Origin of the sequence: Telmatobacter bradus (assembly GCF_048629425.1) — a bacterium.
Lineage (GTDB): Bacteria > Acidobacteriota > Terriglobia > Terriglobales > Acidobacteriaceae > Telmatobacter > Telmatobacter bradus.
The window spans coordinates 1,123,184-1,139,597 of record NZ_CP184532.1; the positions used below are offsets into that span (position 1 = coordinate 1,123,184).

Here is a 16,414-nt window from a genome sequence, read left to right on the forward strand (position 1 = left end):
GGCGCAAGTCTGCAAGATGAGCTGGAAGCTAGAGGCTGGGAGCTAGAAGCTGCTTTACCCGCTTTTCCGCCTCGGCCAGCCAACCACGGCGTAGTTTTTCTTCCGGAATGTTAGACATGTAGGGTTTGATGTCGAGGATGGGCGTGCCGTCGAGCATGTCCAGCCCGCGCACCCGCAGTGAACCCTGATCGCGGCCAAGCAGTTCCACCACGGTGAGCGCCAGCGGATTGGGCCGGTGTGGTGAGCGCGTGGCAAAGATGCCGTGCGGGCGGTCATCGGTGGGTGGCGTGGCGTAGAGCTCGTAATGCTGCGCCGGATCACCCTCCGGCCGATCAAAGACCCACAGCACGTAAAGGTGGGAAAATCCCTCGATGTCGGTGAGTCCTGGCTCGAACTCGCGCAGGATTTCGATGCTGCCTTCCGCTTGCTGCTGTGCGCCCAGGCCGCGGGGAATGGCGGCAACGTCCTGGTAGGGGCTCTTCACAAATCCGATGGGGCGGGGTGTGAACATGGTGGACCTCCTGGCGGTGATTGTAGCCTCCGGGGAGGGGGTGGACGGCACTCTGGATGATTTTCAAGGGGCATGTCGATGCGAATTTCGTCCTGAACTGTGCCGCTTTGCTACAACGGCTTCCGTACTCGGTGCAATCTGCCGAAGAAGGCCTCATAATCATCTCCACGGAGGCTTTTGAAGATGGGGCGTGTGGCGCTGGGTGTGTTGCTGGCAGTAGCGGTTCTGCCACTGGTTTTAATCTGCTGGCTGCGCTTTGGGCATGCGCCCGTTGCGGTGGCCGATAAGCCTTTTCCCATGGAACAATGGCTGGCTTCCATGGCGCGCGATGCACGTGTCCATGCAGGCAGCCCCAAAAAGCTGCAGACGGAGGCCGACGAAAAGAATCTGGTGGCCGGAGCGCATATTTATCACGATCATTGCGCCAGTTGTCATGGCTATCATGGCCACCCGTCCGAAGCGGGCAGCCACATGTACCCCATGGCTCCGCAGCTTTGGGAAAAGCATGGAAAAGACGTGGTGGGCGTCAGCGACGACCCGGCCACCGCAACCTTCTGGAAGGTTTCGAACGGAATCCGGCTGACCGGTATGCCTGCCTACAAGGACGTGCTGACCGAAACCGAGGTCGAACAGGTCTCGCTCCTGCTGGCCAACGCCGACAAGGCGCTGCCGCCAGATGCGATTGGCATCCTGTTGCAACTGAAGCCCGACACACCAGCGCTGCCTGAGCTGCCTGCGCTTCCCCAGCCTGACGGGCACTAAAGCAAAAACAGAGTAGCTATACCCAGAGGCAATTCCATCGGGGGTCTTTTTCCTTAAGAAAAAGACCCCTTGAATATTCTCAGCAAGGGCACGTTTACTCTGATTTCGCTCTAAAGCGGCGTAAAGACGCGAACGCTTACGAAAGGGAATCCCCCGCCGCTTACAATGAAAAGAGAAGGGCGAACACCCGATCCATGGCGGAAGAAAAGCAGAAAAAAAAGAGATTCTCTCTGGGCAGGCCGAAGGCCGAGCGCAAGACCGACGAAGACCCGGTAGGCAAGGTCTATGACTCGCGTCTGGCGGCGCGGCTGGCTCGTTATGTGCGGCCCTACTGGGTGCAGGCGACCATTGCTTCCGTCAGCGTCTCGCTCAAGGCGGGCTGCGATGTAAGCGGCCCGTACCTGGTCAAGGTGGCCATCGACCGCTACCTGATGCGCTCGGGCGGCGTGGCCACGGGCTGGCTTACCCGCCGCCTGCCGGACGACCCCACCGCAGGCATTACCCAACTGGCCATCATTTATCTGATCACGCTGGTCGCTTCCTATCTTTTTTCCTTCATCCAGACCTACCTGATGCAGTGGACCGGCCAGAAGATCATGTTCGATCTGCGCCGCGAGCTCTTCCGCCACATGCAGAAGATGCACATCGGCTTCTTTGACAACAACGCCGTGGGCCGGCTTGTGACGCGCCTGACCTCGGACGTGGATGCCGTCAATGACATGTTCACCGACGGCATTCTGTCTATCGTCAACGACTTCTTCATGTTGCTGATCATGGCTGGCGTGATGATCACCATGAACTGGTGGCTGTCGCTGCTGGCCTTTCTGGTGTTGCCGATCATTCTGGTGGTCACCAGCGTCTTCCGCGAGTCGGTGCGGTCCAGCTATCGCCGCGTGCGCGCCGCCATTGCCCGCATCAACAGCTTTACCCAGGAACACATCTCGGGCATGAGCGTGGTGCAGTTGTTCAATCGCGAGGGTCGCGCCTTCCGCGACTTTTCCGCGGTCAATGAGCAGCACATGATCGCCTTCAAAGACACGATCTATGCCTACGCGCTTTACTACCCGGTGGTGGAACTGCTCAGCACCATTGCCATCGCGTTGGTGCTCTGGCGGGGCGGCTTCAGCGTCATCGGTGGGGGCACGGTCACCATCGGCATGCTGGCCATGTTCATCCAGTACTCACAGCGCTTCTGGAAGCCGATTCAGGATTTGAGCGACAAGTACAACATCCTGCAGGCCGCCATGGCCGCCTGCGAACGCATCTTCAAGCTGCTGGACGAAAAGCCGGAGATCGTTACGCCCACCGCGCCGGTCGATGGCGATGGATCGAACCGCCTGGAGTTCCGCTCGGTCTGGTTCACCTATCAGCCGCTCAATGAGGCGCAGCAGGCAGCAATTGCCGAGGCGGAAAAACTCGCCCCCGAAGAGCGCAATGCCGCACTCACCAGCATCGAAAACATTGAGTGGATTCTGAAGGACGTGAATTTTATCGTCGAGCCGGGGCATACGGTGGCCATCGTCGGCCACACCGGCGCGGGCAAAACCACCCTCACCAGCCTGATGATGCGCTTTTACGACGTGACGGCCGGCGCGATTCTGGTGGATGGCGTGGACCTGCGCCAGCTTGACCTGAAGAAGCTGCGCGAGCACTATGCAGTGGTCTTGCAGGATCCCTTCCTGTTCACCGGCACCATTGCCGAAAACATCCGTCTGGGCAATGATGTGCTCAGCGACGAAGACCTGCGCCGCGCCGCCCGCGACGTGAATGTGTTGGACTTTATCGAGAGCCTGCCGCAGGGCCTGGACGAACCGGTGCGGGAGCGCGGCAACTCGCTTTCCACCGGTCAGAAGCAGCTGGTGAACTTTGCCCGCGCACTGGCCTACAATCCGCGCATTCTCATCCTCGATGAAGCGACGTCAAGCGTCGATACCGACACGGAACTGCGCATCCGCTCCGCGCTGGACCGGATGGTGGAAGGTCGCACCAGCGTGTTGATCGCGCACCGGCTCTCCACCGTGCAGCGCGCCAACACCATCCTCGTCATGCACAAGGCTCAACTGCGCGAAAAGGGCTCGCATCAGGAGCTGCTCGGCAAGCGCGGCCTCTACTGGAAGCTCTACCAGTTGCAGTATCAGGAGCAGGAGACGAAGGCGTAACTGCCAGCGGAAAAACTCGTAGCGGAGGGAGGCGGGGTGGGCAACCCCCGCAAAAAAATCTGCACAGTGAGCGTGGGCTTCAGCCTCGGAAGTGTTTTTACGGGCAGGCATTCGAAGCTGTCCATGGAAGAAAAGCCCGCGCCTAAAGGCGATATTCCCTGCGTCCACTCTTCAGGGACCTAAAGGTCCCTGCTCCCTCCCAATTTTGATAGAGCCTACGCCGGGTAAGAGCCGACGATGTAACCTTCCAGTGTCTCGATGGCCTGTTGCTGGCCGCGAATCACCCACTTGACCAGATCGCCAATCGAGATAAGCCCCACCACCTGCTCTTTCTCTACCACCGGCAGATGGCGGAAGTGGTGCGTGGTCATCTGGGTCATGCATTCGTCTACGGCCTGACGGGGTGTGACGGTGACGACCTGCTGGGTCATGATTTCGCGCACGGTGGTTTCGCGCGAGCTGAGCCCGTGCAGAATGCCGCGCCGGGCGTAGTCGCGCTCGCTCAGAATGCCCACCAGACGGCCGTCTTCGAGCACCAGCAAAGCGCCCACGTCGTACGCCGCCATCTTTTCCAGAGCTTCGTAGACGGTTTGTTGGGGTGTGATGGAGAGAATCCGCTGCTGGGTCTTGGCCTTCAGCACCGCATCGATGGTGGCGTGGGTGTTATAGGTGTTGTGCAACTGCATGGGCAACCTCCTTGGCAGAACGGAGCCGCTCGGCACGGGGGAATGCACGGCCTCCGGGTGGCGAGCAGTATAGCGTGGAATGGAGACAACAGGGAACAGAGATCGGAAAACCGGGAACAGTTTCTTCCGCTGAGCCAGCTCAAGCCGCATTTCGGGCTGCGATCTATTCCATTCACTGTGTTTCTTTGCTCTGGCTGGGGCTGGGCGATTACCATAGTAGGACGCACACAGTGACTATTGGAGCCATGGTGTGCGTATGCGCCTGAAGCGCGCGCCAGAGGAAGCCGGTTCAGCCCGTCTTCGTTTTTCTGGTCGCGTCGGCCGGTTCGTCAAGAGCCGCCCCCGCGCAAAACATCTGAACCCCTTCAATGGGCAGGAGCTAGAAGTTGAGCGACCGTTTCTTGTTTACCTCCGAGTCTGTTACCGAAGGCCATCCGGATAAGATTGCCGATCAGGTTTCCGACGCTATCCTGGATGCCTGCCTCGAGCAGGATCCGTACAGCCGTGTGGCCGCCGAGACGCTGACTGCCACCGGGCTCGTCGTCATTGCCGGCGAGATCACCACCAAGGCCTATGTGGACTTCCAGGGCCTGGTGCGCGGCGTTGTGGCCTCCATCGGCTATGACAACGCGCTCTATGGCTTCGACTCCAACACCTGTGCGGTCATCTCGACGATCAATAAGCAGTCGGGCGACATTGCCCAGGGTGTGGATACCGGCGGCGCCGGCGATCAGGGCATGATGTTTGGCTACGCTTCGGACGAGACGCCCGAGCTGATGCCGGCCGCTATCTCCCTGGCCCACAAGCTGACCCGCAAGCTCACCGAAGTGCGCAAGAATGGCAAGCTGCCTTACCTGCGTCCCGACGGCAAGAGCCAGGTTACCGTGGAGTATGTGGACGGCAAGGTTGCCCGCATCGACGCCGTGGTCATCAGCACCCAGCATGCCGATTCCATCAGCACCGAAGCGCTGCGCGCCGACATCCTGAAGTATGTGATCCAGGCCGTTCTGCCCGCCGAGTGGCTCGATGAGAACACCAAGTACCACATCAACCCGACCGGCCGCTTTGTCATCGGCGGACCGATGGGCGACACCGGCCTGACCGGCCGCAAGATCATCGTGGACACCTACGGTGGCGCGGGCCGTCACGGCGGCGGCGCTTTCTCGGGCAAGGATCCGACGAAGGTGGACCGTTCGGCTGCTTACATGGCGCGTTACATCGCCAAGAACATCGTGGCTGCCGGTCTGGCTCACAAGGCTGAAGTCCAGCTGGCTTATGCCATCGGCGTGGTCGAGCCGGTCAGCGTCCTGGTCGATACCTTCGGTACCGGCAAGGTGGCTGACGACAAGCTGACCGAGCTGGTTCGCAAGAACTTCTCGCTGACGCCGAAGGGCATCATCGAGAGCCTGAACCTGCGTCGCCCGATCTACCAGAAGACGGCTGCCTACGGTCACTTTGGCCGCACCGAAGCCGAATTCACTTGGGAAGCGACCGACAAGGCCGCCACGCTCAAGCAGCAGGCTGGTCTGTAAGTCACAATCAGGTTCCTTTTCAAGCAGGGCGGGTGTGAAAACACCCGCCCTTTTTCTGTGGGCAGAAGATAGCGGATGCTTTCCGGGATTCGAGAGGCTGGAGATTCGCTTTTTGAAATAGATGAAACCGATAGCTCGTGAGTTATCGTCCTAGCCTTACGTATGGTAGCAAGGGTTGCAAGTTGGTTAATATTTAGTTAATATAGATAAGTCTTTGGATAACACTTGGGCTTCATATTTATAGGGCCAGTTAAGACGAAGACTAGTTATCGTAATGACTCTCTCAACGTATGTCATGTTTACTATGTGGCATCCTTCAATCATTTCTTCTCAATTCGGGAAGGGATAGGAAGATACATGCGCAAGCTTCTTTGCATCATTTCTGTTTTGTTTGTTTTCGCCAGTGTTGCATCCGCACAAAAGTCCGCAGCGCCCAAGCATAACTTCGATAAGTATGAAGTTTATGTCGGCTATGACTTCGATCGCTCCTTCGGCGATTTTAATGCGTTCCATGCCAGCACTGTGAACAATGAGAACGTATACTCTCCGTTCAGCTTGAACGGAGGACAGGTTACGGCAGCATACTTCCCGCTGAAGAACTTCGGCGTCAAGGCAGCCTTCTCTTACTCGCGCAAGCAGGGTTCGTTGTCGGGCTATCCTGCCGAGCAGGAAGTCAACATCAGCCGCAGCTATTTGGTCGGCCCGGTCGTTCGCTGGACGGTTCCCTCCGTTGTGGGTGGTCGCGTCAATGTTTTCGCGCATGAGTTGCTTGGCGCCAATCAGTACGCGGTGAATCTCGATTACAAAGGCAAGTCGTATGGCTGCAATTTCAATGGCGAGGCCTGCCGTGCGGCTGGTTTTGCCACCGTCACCGGTGGTGGCGTGAACGTGCGCATCAATCGTTACCTCTCGGTGCGCCCTGCTGAGCTGGACTACTGGAATCACCAGATCAACATGGACCACTTTGCTGGCGGCAGCAGCAACTCTCTGGCTGACAACGCCACCCTCTCGGCCAACGGCTTCCGTTACTCGGCCGGCGCATCGCTGAACTTCTAAGCTGGTTTTCAGCAGCAATGCGGATCGTTCCCTGGGAACGGTCCGCATTTTTCTTTGCAGTGAATACTTTTCTGTTTTATTGCGTCCATACCATATAGGATTTTCGGAAATTGGTGTAGACCGAAGGAAAGCACTCAAGTTCCTCTTTCATCAAGAAAAAGGGACCCTGCAAATTGCTCAAAAAGTCTATATGTATTCTGGAAATGCTCTAAAATGCTGCGGGGAGCCTGTTTTTGCTCCACAGTGGAGAGTCATGATGAAGATTCTAGCTATTGCTTCGTGTTTCGCTCTTTTGGCATCTCTGGCCGTTGCACAGTCGGGCGCTCCCTGGAGCTACGAGGGCAAGACCGGCCCCATCATCTGGAGCAAGCTTGATCCGGCCTACGCGGCCTGCAACAAGGGCCATGCGCAGTCGCCCATAGATATTCGCGGCGCGCATCTGGACAAGGCGCTTCGGCCCATCGAGTTCCACTACATTTCAGGTGGCGTGACCTTTGAGAACAACGGCCACACGCTGCTGGCCACTGTGCATCCGGGCAGCTACATTGTGGCCGATGGCGTGCGCTATGATCTGGTGCAGTTCCACTTCCACCATCCCGGCGAAGAGGTTATCAAGGGCAAATTTGCTGATATGGACGTGCACCTGGTGCACAAGTCGGCGGATGGCAAGCTGGCGGTGGTGGCCGTGCGCTTCCAGCAGGATCAGGACATCCCCAACGCCCTGCTTTCCACCTTGTGGCAGCATCTGCCCACCGCGCCGGGCAAGAGCGAAATCATTACTGAGCCGATCAACCCCGGCGGATTTCTGCCGCAGGATCGCGGCTACTGGACCTACACCGGCTCACTCACCGCGCCGCCCTGCACCGAAGGGGTACGCTGGTTCATCTTCCAGCAGGATATGACCATGAGCCGCAGCCAGTTCAAGCTGGCCAACGCGCTGCTGCACGTGAACGCCCGTCCGCTGCAGGATGCGCACGGCCGCCATATTGAAGCCAGCGAATAAGATACGGCTGTTTTGTCTGGGGAAAATGGGCTGAATCCCTGCGGAGCGGAGAAGGATCGTCCCTCAGGGGCTAAAGCCTACTCATTTTGCAAAACTTATGGCCCGACTAGAGCAAATTCAGAATGACCGTACAGTCTGAAAGAGTGTGCAGGATGCCGCTTTCTTGAGGAAAACGACACTTTGGTCCATCAACTCCCTCTACAGCAATTCTGAATTTGCTATAAAGTCGGGCCCTGTTACAAGGCCCGCCCCAAAATGAGTGTTTCCATTGCCTGTTCAGCCCAGCAGGCTGCCGGGGGCAAGGGAGAGAATCATTCCCTCTTCCGTGGCGTTCACGCTGATCCCGGTCAGGTCGGCAAGGCGGTAGTGAGCCTCTGCGAGCGCCTCCAGCGGATGCGTAAAGGTGGTGGCCACGACTGTTGCGCCCGCCGCCCGGCCGGCCTTTACGCCTGAAAGCGCATCCTCAAAGACCACGCATTTTTCAGGAGGCACGCCCAGCAGTTTGGCCCCGGCCAAATACGGGTCCGGATGCGGTTTGCCCAGCTTGACGTCGTCGCCGGTGATGATCCGCTCTGGCACGGGAATGCCGCCAGCCGCCAGCCGCACACGGGCCAGCCGTTCGGTGGCGCTGGTGACGACCGTCCAGCGGTCGCGGGGCAGCGCACGCAGCAGCTCCGGCACGCCGGGCAGCACAAGAATGTCCTCGGTGTCGGCCACTTCCAGGTCTTCAATGATCTTTAGCTCGGCGGCGATTTCGGCTTCGTCCGCAAGCTCAGGGCGTATGCGGCGCAAAGTGTCGGAAGCGCGTACGCCGTGCACAATCGCCAGCGCCCGCTCGGGAGCAATGCCGCGCATGCGGCAGTAGGCCGTCCAGCTGCGGTTCACCGAGCCGATCGACGAGATCAGAATGCCATCCATATCGAAGAGAGCGCCCGCGCAGTGGATCTCCGCTGCCTGAGCCGGGGAATGTGAGGTCATGGCTCCATTGTAGCGGGCCGGATCATGCTGTTTTGGCGCGGAAACATCGAACGGGCCTCCGCAGAGGCCCGTTCGGGTGGAATCAGCGTTTCTTTTAGTGTTTTGCTGGGGCGGTCTGGGCGAAGCTGGCCTTGGCGGGAATGCTCAGCGTCACCGAGCCATTCACCGAGCTCTTCTGGGTGCCGTTCACAGCTTCGTTGGGCTGGAGCGTGAGTTTGCCGCCGCTGATTGCTGCGTCGGCCGTCCAGTGGGCGAAGTGCGCCAGAGTCACCGGAGCGCCAGAGCCGCTGACTGCGCCGCGCTTCCAGTCCAGATGCAGCGTGCCATGGGCTGAGCTGGCCAGATCGTCGCCGGTAAAGCCGACGGTTTCCAGCTTGCCGCTGACGGCCAGATCGCCACCCGTCCAGCGCTCGCCGATCAGTTGGCCAACGGCTGCGGGGCTGAGCTTTTCGATCAGTCCGCTGACGGTGTAGGTGGGCTTGTCGCCTGGTTTGTCGCCGGCCTTGAGCGCACCTGTCAGATGAGCGTGGCCGCCCAGCAGATCGGTTTCCAGCGACTTCACCTCAACGCCGTCGCCGTTCACGGTAAGCGTGGCCGTGGCCTTTTTGAGCGCTACTGGGCCGAGGCTGAGGGAATCCACCTTGACCACTGCGTCCAGCGCGGGCCATGGGAAGGCCTGAGCCGGGTGCAGGCGCTCAATTAGTTCGTTGAGTACGTTGCCCTTGGGCGACTGTGCGCCCAGCAGCGCGGCCTGTGTGGTGATGGCGTCGAGTGCGCCAAACTGCGCGGTGAGCTGCGGCTTGCAGCTCTGGTCCGGCGCGCAGGTGGGCAGCAGCAGCGTGGCCGTGCCCTTCAGCGGTCCGTAGGCAAAGCTGACCGGATCCCAGCGCAGCCCGGCAGGCTCAATGTGCAGGGTGGCCTGAGCGATTTGCAGATGGTTCACCAGATAGCTGGCCTTCCAGTTGGCGTTGTGCAGGGCAACGGTGCCACTTACGCTGTCGGCCACGGGGGCCGGATTGGTGGCTGGGTTGGTGGTGGCAGCTGGTGCAAGCGAGCCAGTCTCAGGCGCCATCCACGGCCCCTGCGCCGCCAGATCGACAATCAGCGGATCGCCGGCCAGATTGTCCAGCAGGGCAGTATTGAAGCCTGCCGCATGGGCCAGTTCGCGGCTGCGCTGTACGGCCATGGAGCCATGCAACTGCACGGCGTAGCCCCGCAGGCCAAAGCAGAAGCCGAGCGCTACCGGCGTACTGCCGCCCAGCGGGAAGCTGGCTGTGCCGGCCAGAGAAACGCGTCCGCTCAGGCTGCTGACTTCAGGGTGCAGCTCGATTTTGGCTGCGTCCAGAGGCTGGCTGAGCCCTTCACCGCTCAGGCGGAAGTTTTCAATCGTCAGTTCGCCGGTCAGCGGCCCCGGATCCACAGCCTTGTTCTTGGCTGCGTGTTTGGTCGGGGTAAGTGGGGCAGGCTGGTCCACGGTCCGGACGTAGTCCAGACGACCAGTGATGGAACCGGAAGCCTCCAGGCCAGCGCCAAAGCCGCTGCGCACGGTACGCAGTGCGTCCAACCCGGCGGTGGCGGGAATCTTGTCCAGCTCCAGCGTCAGCTTGGCTGAGCCGTCGGCGGGCAAATCGCCTGCCAGACGCAGCTTGCCAGTGCCGAGCGGCGAGTTGCACTCCAGATTTTCGAGCGTATGCACCGAGAAGCGATAAACGAAACTGCAATTGGCGTCAAAGTCCAGCGGAGAGGCGGGAGCGAACTCCTGCCGGTGGACGCCGATAGCGCGCAGGCGGCTTTTCACCGTCAAGGCGTCGGCGGTGCCTTCCACATGGAGCTGGCCACGCAGGTCGCCGCGCCAGCCGGGATCCTTGCCCACAGCCAGACGGGTAAGCTGGCCCAGTTGGGCTTCACGCCAGTCCACGTCCAGGTTCAGCGGCATCTGGCGCATCTCGCGGGCGGCTTGCAGGCTGCCGGAGACTTCCAGCACGCCGGTATCGCCCGAGCTCATGCTCATATCAGTGCGGGCCGGGTGGCCTTTGAGCTGGATGCGCCACGTTCCGGCGTGTTCCTGCCAGAACGTTACGTCTGTATCGACCAGCGAAAAGGGCAGCTTTTCCTCACCGTCCTTGAAGTTGATGCGGGAGCTGGTGGCTTTGAGCGTGGGCATGGGCGCGCGTGCGGACTGGCCGTCGGTGCCGGGCTGCAGCACGCCTTTTTGGGCGGCGCGGCCAAAGAGCGAATCCATATTCCAGTGCCCGTCGGGGGTACGCACCAGGTTCAGGCTGGCTTCGTCCACGCTGATCGAGCTGATCTCCAGCTTGCCGCGCCAGAGCGCCCACAGGCGGATGGAGGCGGTCACACTTGAGGCGTGCATCACCGGTTCCACACCGTAGGCGGGGTCTTCCTCAACCGTCAGGTTGCTCAGTTCAAAGGCCGGGCGGGGCAGCAGACGACCGCTCACCGAGGATAGGTGCACGGGGCGGCCGAGCGAAGCCGACATCAGCTCCGTTACCTTGCCCTGATAGTGGTTCAGGCTGATCAGCGGGGGTACAAAGAGTGCCAGCAGCACAACGGCTACGGCTCCCAATCCCAACCATAAATGTTTTCGTTTTTCCTGCCGACCCTGCGCTTCGTCCGCCATCGGAATTCCTTTCTTATCGCACGATGTGCAGTGTTCGCGACCAGCGCGTATCGGTAAAGAAGTGCAGCGCCACGTGGCTCATCCACGAGAGGCTGGAGCCCAGGCCCGTCTGCTCATAAGCGTCTTCGGGGGTCTGGAAGGACCAGTAGTTGAGCAGCGGGCGGCCCACGATGTTTTCCCGCGGGACAAAACCCCAGAAGCGGGAATCCAGGCTGTTGTGGCGATGATCGCCCATCATGAAGTACTTGCCCTCGGGCACCACCAGATCGCCGTTCTCAATGTGATTGGGAAAGTCCACGGCCCAGCTCTCGGTGGCTCCGCCCGGCTGCGGGTATGGCGGCACGCTGGGGAACTCGTCCAGAAAGTCCTGATGATTGTCGGTCGTGGTTGCTTCGGCATGGGGCTGTTCTACCGGAACGCCGTTGATGTAGACCACGCCATTATGCAGATGAATATGATCGCCGGGAACGCCGATCAGGCGCTTGACCAGGAACAGATACTGCGGCTTGCCGTCGTTGTCCAGATCGGCCACCGGCTTGATGAAGACCACAATATCGTTACGCCGGGGCTCGCGGTAGTGCACCAGCGGCATCCATTTGGCCTCGGGCGCCAGCGTGACGCGATCCACCAGCAGGTGGTCGCCCACCAGCAGCGTCTTCTCCATGGAGCCGGAGGGAATCACGAAGTTCTGGGCCAGAAAGGTCAGAATGAACAGGCCGACGACCAGCACTCCACAGATGCTGGCCACTGCCTCGAAAGGCGTTTCGTCTACCCGCTCGACACTGGGCGGATTTCCGGTCTCGGGGGCGGCCTGGGCCGCAGAAATGTTTTTCTTCGTCATGTCTTCAGTGTTCAGTACGCAGTTTTCGGTTTTCAGTTCCAGGAAGGCAGCAGAAAGCTGCTTTCAACGCACCCTCTGGAAGATGCGCTTCCAGCGGGCAAAGCCCTTCAGGCGGGCCGACAGCTCCCCATCGTGTGTGAGTCTATCATCGCTGGCCTGCTGCACATCGGTCGTTGAAGGGCGGCGCAGCGAGAAGTAAATGACCAGGGGACGGGCGATGATGGACTCGCGCGGAACAAAGCCCCAAAAGCGGGAATCCTTGCTGTGGTTGCGGTTGTCGCCCAGCACAAAGTACTCGCCTGGGGGCACGGTCAGGTCGCCATTCCGCACCAGACTCTGCATCAGCCGCCACCAGTCGGGGTCCACCTGGGGGTCGGTATAGACGCTGGCTGGAAAATGGTCGCGGAAGGGATTGGGCGGGGCCGGTTCAAAGGCCACATAGGGCTCGCTCAGCGGCACACCGTTGATCGTCACCCGGCCATTGTCGATGTGCAGCCGGTCGCCCGGCAGACCCACTACGCGCTTGACCAGCAGCGGCGGGTTGGAGTGATGGAAGACGATAATATCGCCCCGCTGCACATCGCGGTAAGGCAGAAGGTGGCGGCTGAGCCAGCCTGACGGTGCAAAAACCTGCTTATTGAAAAGCAGAAAATCGCCCACCAGCAGGGTGCGCTCCATGCTTTCACTGGGAATCAGCAGCGGCTGCAGCAGAAAGGTGATGGCAAACAGAGCCACAATCAGCGTCCGCAGCAGGGAAGAAGCCGCGTCAGGCACCGTGGGTGTGGGGAGTAGGGCCGGCTCAGGATGTGCCGGGGGCAGCGCGGGTGTGCTCAAGGCTGCACCTGCCCGGAATCGTCGGCATTCTCGTCGTCTTCTTCCACGGCGGCATTTTTGGCTGCTATCCGGTCCAGCAATTGCAGGGCCCGGCGGGCGGCATCCTGCTCGGCGTTCTTTTTGGTGCTGCCAGTGCCGCGGGCCAGCATCTTGCCGGGCTCATTGTTTTCGGCCTTCAGGCGCACTTCCACCAGAAACTTCTTGCGATGGTCAGGACCGCTCTCGCTTTTTACGCGGTAGACCGGGGTTCCGGTATGCTCGGCCTGCAACCGCTCCTGCAGGGCAGACTTGTAGTTGCCCAGAGCCGCGCCGGAGCGAACCTCCTCGGCCAGCTGTTTGGCCGTTTCGCCCATCACCTGACGGCGTACAAAGGTTCGTACGGAATCCAGACCGCCATCCAGATAGAGCGCGCCCATCACGGCTTCCATGCCGTTCGAAAGCACAGTGCTTTTGCGGCGCAGTCCGCTGCGGTCCTCGCCCTTGCTGAGCAGCATGAATTTTCCCAGATCAATGGATTCAGCTACCTGGCCCAGATGATGGCGGCTGACCAGCAGGGAGCGCACGCGGGTCAGTTCGCCCTCATGCCATTCGGGATGCAGTTGAAAGAGAGCCTCGCCTACCACCAGACCCAGCACGGCGTCGCCCAGAAACTCCAGCCGCTCGTTGTCACCGGGGGTGATAGGGGGCTCGTGCCCTTCTTCTTGTTGGGCCTGGACCAGTTGTTCATGAACCCGCGAGCGGTGGGTGAGGGCGCGCACCAGCAAACCGCGGCGCGCAAAGACGTGCCCCAGGGCTGTTTCGAGTTCTTGAAAATCTTCCTGCACGCCCCGCTGCTTTCTTCTTGAAACGGTGGGCGGGCCGGGTGGACCGGCCCGCGTCTTACACTACTCCTATTAAACGCCTAGCCGGGCTGTATGCCCAGCCCCCAGTGAGCTAAATCCCTCCGGGGAATGGATTTCCAGCCTCTCCCTTAGGCGTAGCCGGTGGATTTGCCGGCTTTTCTGCCGGTTTGTCGGCGTTCTTGTCGGCGGGCTTGGGAGCGCCGTCCTGGTCCTCATCCTCGCAGCTGTGGCCCTTGACGGCGTAAGCCAGCTTGACGCCGCGTTCGGCTGCTAAGCGCGTATCCTGCCGCCCGTCGCGGTTCTCCAGCGCCAGCTTGTACTCGCTGACCGCTTCGTCGCGTTTGCAGTCCAGGTCCAGCATGCGGCCCAGATAGATGTGCGACCAGCTAAGCAGGCGCTGATCCTTGCTGTTGGCCAGCGCCTTCTGGAAGTCGCCGATGGCCGCTTCCGGCTGGCCCGTCAGCGCTTCGACGCGGGCCAGCAGAAAGTGTGCCCGGGCCGCGTCGGCCGTGGTTTCGTTGCCGTTGGCTGCTTTGAGTGCCTGTTCGGCGATGCTGGCGGCTGATTTTACGTCGCCCGTGGAGAGCCTGGCCTCGGCCAGATCCAGACCTTCCAGCTTCCTGGGCTTGCTGCGCACCAGCACGTCGGTGTCGGCTTCCTTGTCGAACTCAAGCTGGCGGGCGCGGTGCACCTGCTGGTCCACGTCCATGCTGTAGACCATTTCGCCAATGTTGTCGCGCAGGCCGGCCGGGTCGTGCTCGAACTGGACCATCTGCTCGTAGAAGTACTGGGTGAGCACAAAGCCCTGGGTCATGTCGTGGTGCATGGTGGACACACGTACCTGCTCCTGGCGGGCCTCCACCTGACGCTTTTGGATCTCATATTTGGTCAGGGCCGAACGGTCCACGTCGGTGGGCAGCTTGTAGTCGGGGATTCCGGTGTCCATGGTGCGGGCTTCAATGGCCTTGATCAGACACTCCACCGTCAGCGCCACCGTATCGGAGCGGTAGCGGAACTCGAGCGGAGCCTCGCGGATCTCCTTGAGCACGGGGCCGGTGCGGTCAATCGCGTTGGAGCGGGCAAAGAGCAGCGGTTCAATCAGATAGTGCAGGTAGGTGTGGCGGATGTCGTTCATCCGGATCTTGCCGTCGGCAGTGGGCGAAACCAACACTACGTAATCCGTACCATAGACGCGGGCATTCACCGTTCCCGGCGAGAGCTGCGGTTCCACCACCACGATGAAGCGCCGTCCATCGTAGGTGGAGGCTGGCATCTTCAAGTAAAGGTTGGTGTTTACGACCATCTTCGAGAGCGGGTCATGGAGCTTGTCCACATCTTCGTCATAGAGCCGGTGGGTAGTCAGCCAGATGCCGCGCAGATCAACGGCTTCGGCAAAGTTTTTCAGTAGCGGAGCCACCTCGGCCACCTGGGTGGCGTCGGGCGGCATTTCGGTCAGATCGGCCGTGACTTCCAGCTCCGGGGGCGGCGTCAGATAAAGCGAGAGCGAAAGATACTGAGAGTTGTCGCGCTCGGTGCCGGTCATGCGGTGCTGGGCAATATAGAGGCAAAGAGCATCGCGGCGGGCGCGCGCATCCTCGCTTTTGGTCATGACGGCGCTGATCTGTTCGCGGACGCGCTGGCGTTCGGGCAGGCTGTTGCTCAGGCCCTCGTCATAGCCGCATGTATTCAGCGCGGCGGCCATGTCAAAGACCGGCTCCGAGGCAATCAGCGAGATGGTTGGACCCGCCGGATCAACCAGCGTGGGCGTCTTTTCCCGCACATAGGCCACATTGCCCGGCGCAGACGAAGTGGAGGATTGGGCAGCCATGGGCGCGGGCGCAACTACGGCCGCCAGTCCAAGCTGACATGCAAAAACCGACACAAAAAGGTGCGAACCGCGCAATTTCATTGTTTTGACCCTGCCTCAAAGTCTATTAATCCGATGGCACAGGGTCAAACCGTAGATTTTTGCTTTGTTCGGTTGGCCCGCTCATTCTGTTGGACGGCTGCCGGGGAGGGTTGTTTGCAGGCCAAGTGCTAGGTGCTGGAAGCAGACTCACTCACCGGCTGGCCGGAACGGCTGCCTTATGGGCCAGATTGCTGAAGAATGCCTTGCATTCCTCAATGGGCAGAAGGGTTGGCCACCAGCCGGCACGTACGCCGTAGTAGCGCAGGCTGAGAAAGGCGGCGGCGGAAATAGCCAACAGCAGCAGAATTGCGCCGATCCATCGCAAACGCACCTCGAAGGCATCGTGGCGCAGAATGCGGGCCCGGCCTACATTGGCGGCAAACTCGGCCCAGTCCTCTTCGCATTCAATGGTCTGTCCGGCGGCGTTGGAGGCTTTGACGAAACGATCGGTCCAGACATTGGTGTCCAGACCAAGCGCGTCTGCATAGCCACGGACAATGCCTTTTGAGAGGATTCCACCGGGGAGCATGCGAAAACGCTCCTGCTCAAGCGCCACGAGATGGTGCTTGCTGATCTTGGTCACCGCGGTGATCTGTTCCAGCGCAATACCACGACTGAGCCGTTCCATGCGCAAGTCTTCGCCAAAGTTTCCCATCGGTTCCT

The 16,414-nt window shown here is 60.4% G+C and carries 14 protein-coding genes; 5 read left to right on the plus strand and 9 right to left on the minus strand.

The window, feature by feature from the left end:
• Positions 1 to 28: 28 nt before the first annotated feature.
• On the minus strand, positions 29 to 511 hold the full coding sequence (tsaA, locus tag ACOBR2_RS04755; RefSeq protein ID WP_420238912.1) for a tRNA (N6-threonylcarbamoyladenosine(37)-N6)-methyltransferase TrmO: 483 nt from the start codon (positions 509 to 511) through the stop codon (positions 29 to 31).
• Between the two features lie 183 nt (positions 512 to 694).
• Here tsaA and ACOBR2_RS04760 point away from each other — a divergent pair, with 183 nt between their 5' ends.
• Positions 695 to 1,273 carry a c-type cytochrome gene (locus tag ACOBR2_RS04760; RefSeq protein ID WP_420239975.1) on the plus strand — a complete coding sequence of 193 codons (579 nt, stop codon included), beginning with the start codon at positions 695 to 697 and terminating at the stop codon, positions 1,271 to 1,273.
• 194 nt (positions 1,274 to 1,467) lie between these two features.
• Positions 1,468 to 3,432: an ABC transporter ATP-binding protein gene (locus tag ACOBR2_RS04765; RefSeq protein ID WP_420238913.1), complete on the plus strand. Its 1,965-nt coding sequence runs from the start codon at positions 1,468 to 1,470 to the stop codon at positions 3,430 to 3,432.
• Between the two features lie 215 nt (positions 3,433 to 3,647).
• On the opposite strand, the gene ACOBR2_RS04770 is transcribed toward ACOBR2_RS04765, so the two are convergent.
• Complete coding sequence (locus tag ACOBR2_RS04770; protein WP_420238914.1) at positions 3,648 to 4,118, minus strand: CBS domain-containing protein; 471 nt, start codon at positions 4,116 to 4,118, stop codon at positions 3,648 to 3,650.
• A 386-nt stretch (positions 4,119 to 4,504) separates the two neighbouring features.
• Here ACOBR2_RS04770 and metK point away from each other — a divergent pair, with 386 nt between their 5' ends.
• The 3 genes from metK to ACOBR2_RS04785 all read left to right on the plus strand — a co-directional run bounded on the left by metK (position 4,505) and on the right by ACOBR2_RS04785 (position 7,709).
• Positions 4,505 to 5,650, plus strand: a complete 1,146-nt coding sequence (gene metK / locus ACOBR2_RS04775; protein WP_420238915.1) for a methionine adenosyltransferase — start codon at positions 4,505 to 4,507, stop codon at positions 5,648 to 5,650.
• 357 nt (positions 5,651 to 6,007) lie between these two features.
• Positions 6,008 to 6,706, plus strand: a complete 699-nt coding sequence (locus ACOBR2_RS04780) for a hypothetical protein (RefSeq protein WP_420238916.1) — start codon at positions 6,008 to 6,010, stop codon at positions 6,704 to 6,706.
• Positions 6,707 to 6,959: 253 nt separating this feature from the next.
• Complete coding sequence (locus tag ACOBR2_RS04785) at positions 6,960 to 7,709, plus strand: carbonic anhydrase (protein WP_420238917.1); 750 nt, start codon at positions 6,960 to 6,962, stop codon at positions 7,707 to 7,709.
• A 276-nt stretch (positions 7,710 to 7,985) separates the two neighbouring features.
• Here the strand turns inward: ACOBR2_RS04785 and ACOBR2_RS04790 are convergent, their stop codons facing one another.
• The 7 genes from ACOBR2_RS04790 to ACOBR2_RS04820 all read right to left on the minus strand — a co-directional run bounded on the left by ACOBR2_RS04790 (position 7,986) and on the right by ACOBR2_RS04820 (position 16,406).
• Entirely contained in the window at positions 7,986 to 8,687 is a 702-nt protein-coding gene (locus ACOBR2_RS04790; RefSeq protein WP_420238918.1) for an HAD-IA family hydrolase, read from the minus strand.
• Positions 8,688 to 8,781: 94 nt separating this feature from the next.
• Positions 8,782 to 11,325: an AsmA family protein gene (locus ACOBR2_RS04795; protein WP_420238919.1), complete on the minus strand. Its 2,544-nt coding sequence runs from the start codon at positions 11,323 to 11,325 to the stop codon at positions 8,782 to 8,784.
• Between the two features lie 13 nt (positions 11,326 to 11,338).
• A complete protein-coding gene (lepB, locus tag ACOBR2_RS04800; RefSeq protein ID WP_420238920.1) occupies positions 11,339 to 12,166 on the minus strand; it encodes a signal peptidase I in 828 nt (275 codons plus the stop codon).
• A 63-nt stretch (positions 12,167 to 12,229) separates the two neighbouring features.
• Positions 12,230 to 13,000, minus strand: a complete 771-nt coding sequence (gene lepB / locus ACOBR2_RS04805; protein WP_420238921.1) for a signal peptidase I — start codon at positions 12,998 to 13,000, stop codon at positions 12,230 to 12,232.
• A complete protein-coding gene (gene rnc, locus ACOBR2_RS04810; RefSeq protein ID WP_420238922.1) occupies positions 12,997 to 13,824 on the minus strand; it encodes a ribonuclease III in 828 nt (275 codons plus the stop codon). The genes lepB (ACOBR2_RS04805) and rnc overlap by 4 nt, the downstream gene beginning before the upstream one ends.
• 109 nt (positions 13,825 to 13,933) lie before the next feature.
• Positions 13,934 to 15,724, minus strand: a complete 1,791-nt coding sequence (locus ACOBR2_RS04815) for a hypothetical protein (protein WP_420238923.1) — start codon at positions 15,722 to 15,724, stop codon at positions 13,934 to 13,936.
• 178 nt (positions 15,725 to 15,902) lie between these two features.
• Positions 15,903 to 16,406, minus strand: a complete 504-nt coding sequence (locus ACOBR2_RS04820) for a helix-turn-helix domain-containing protein (protein ID WP_420238924.1) — start codon at positions 16,404 to 16,406, stop codon at positions 15,903 to 15,905.
• Between the last annotated feature and the right edge of the window lie 8 nt (positions 16,407 to 16,414).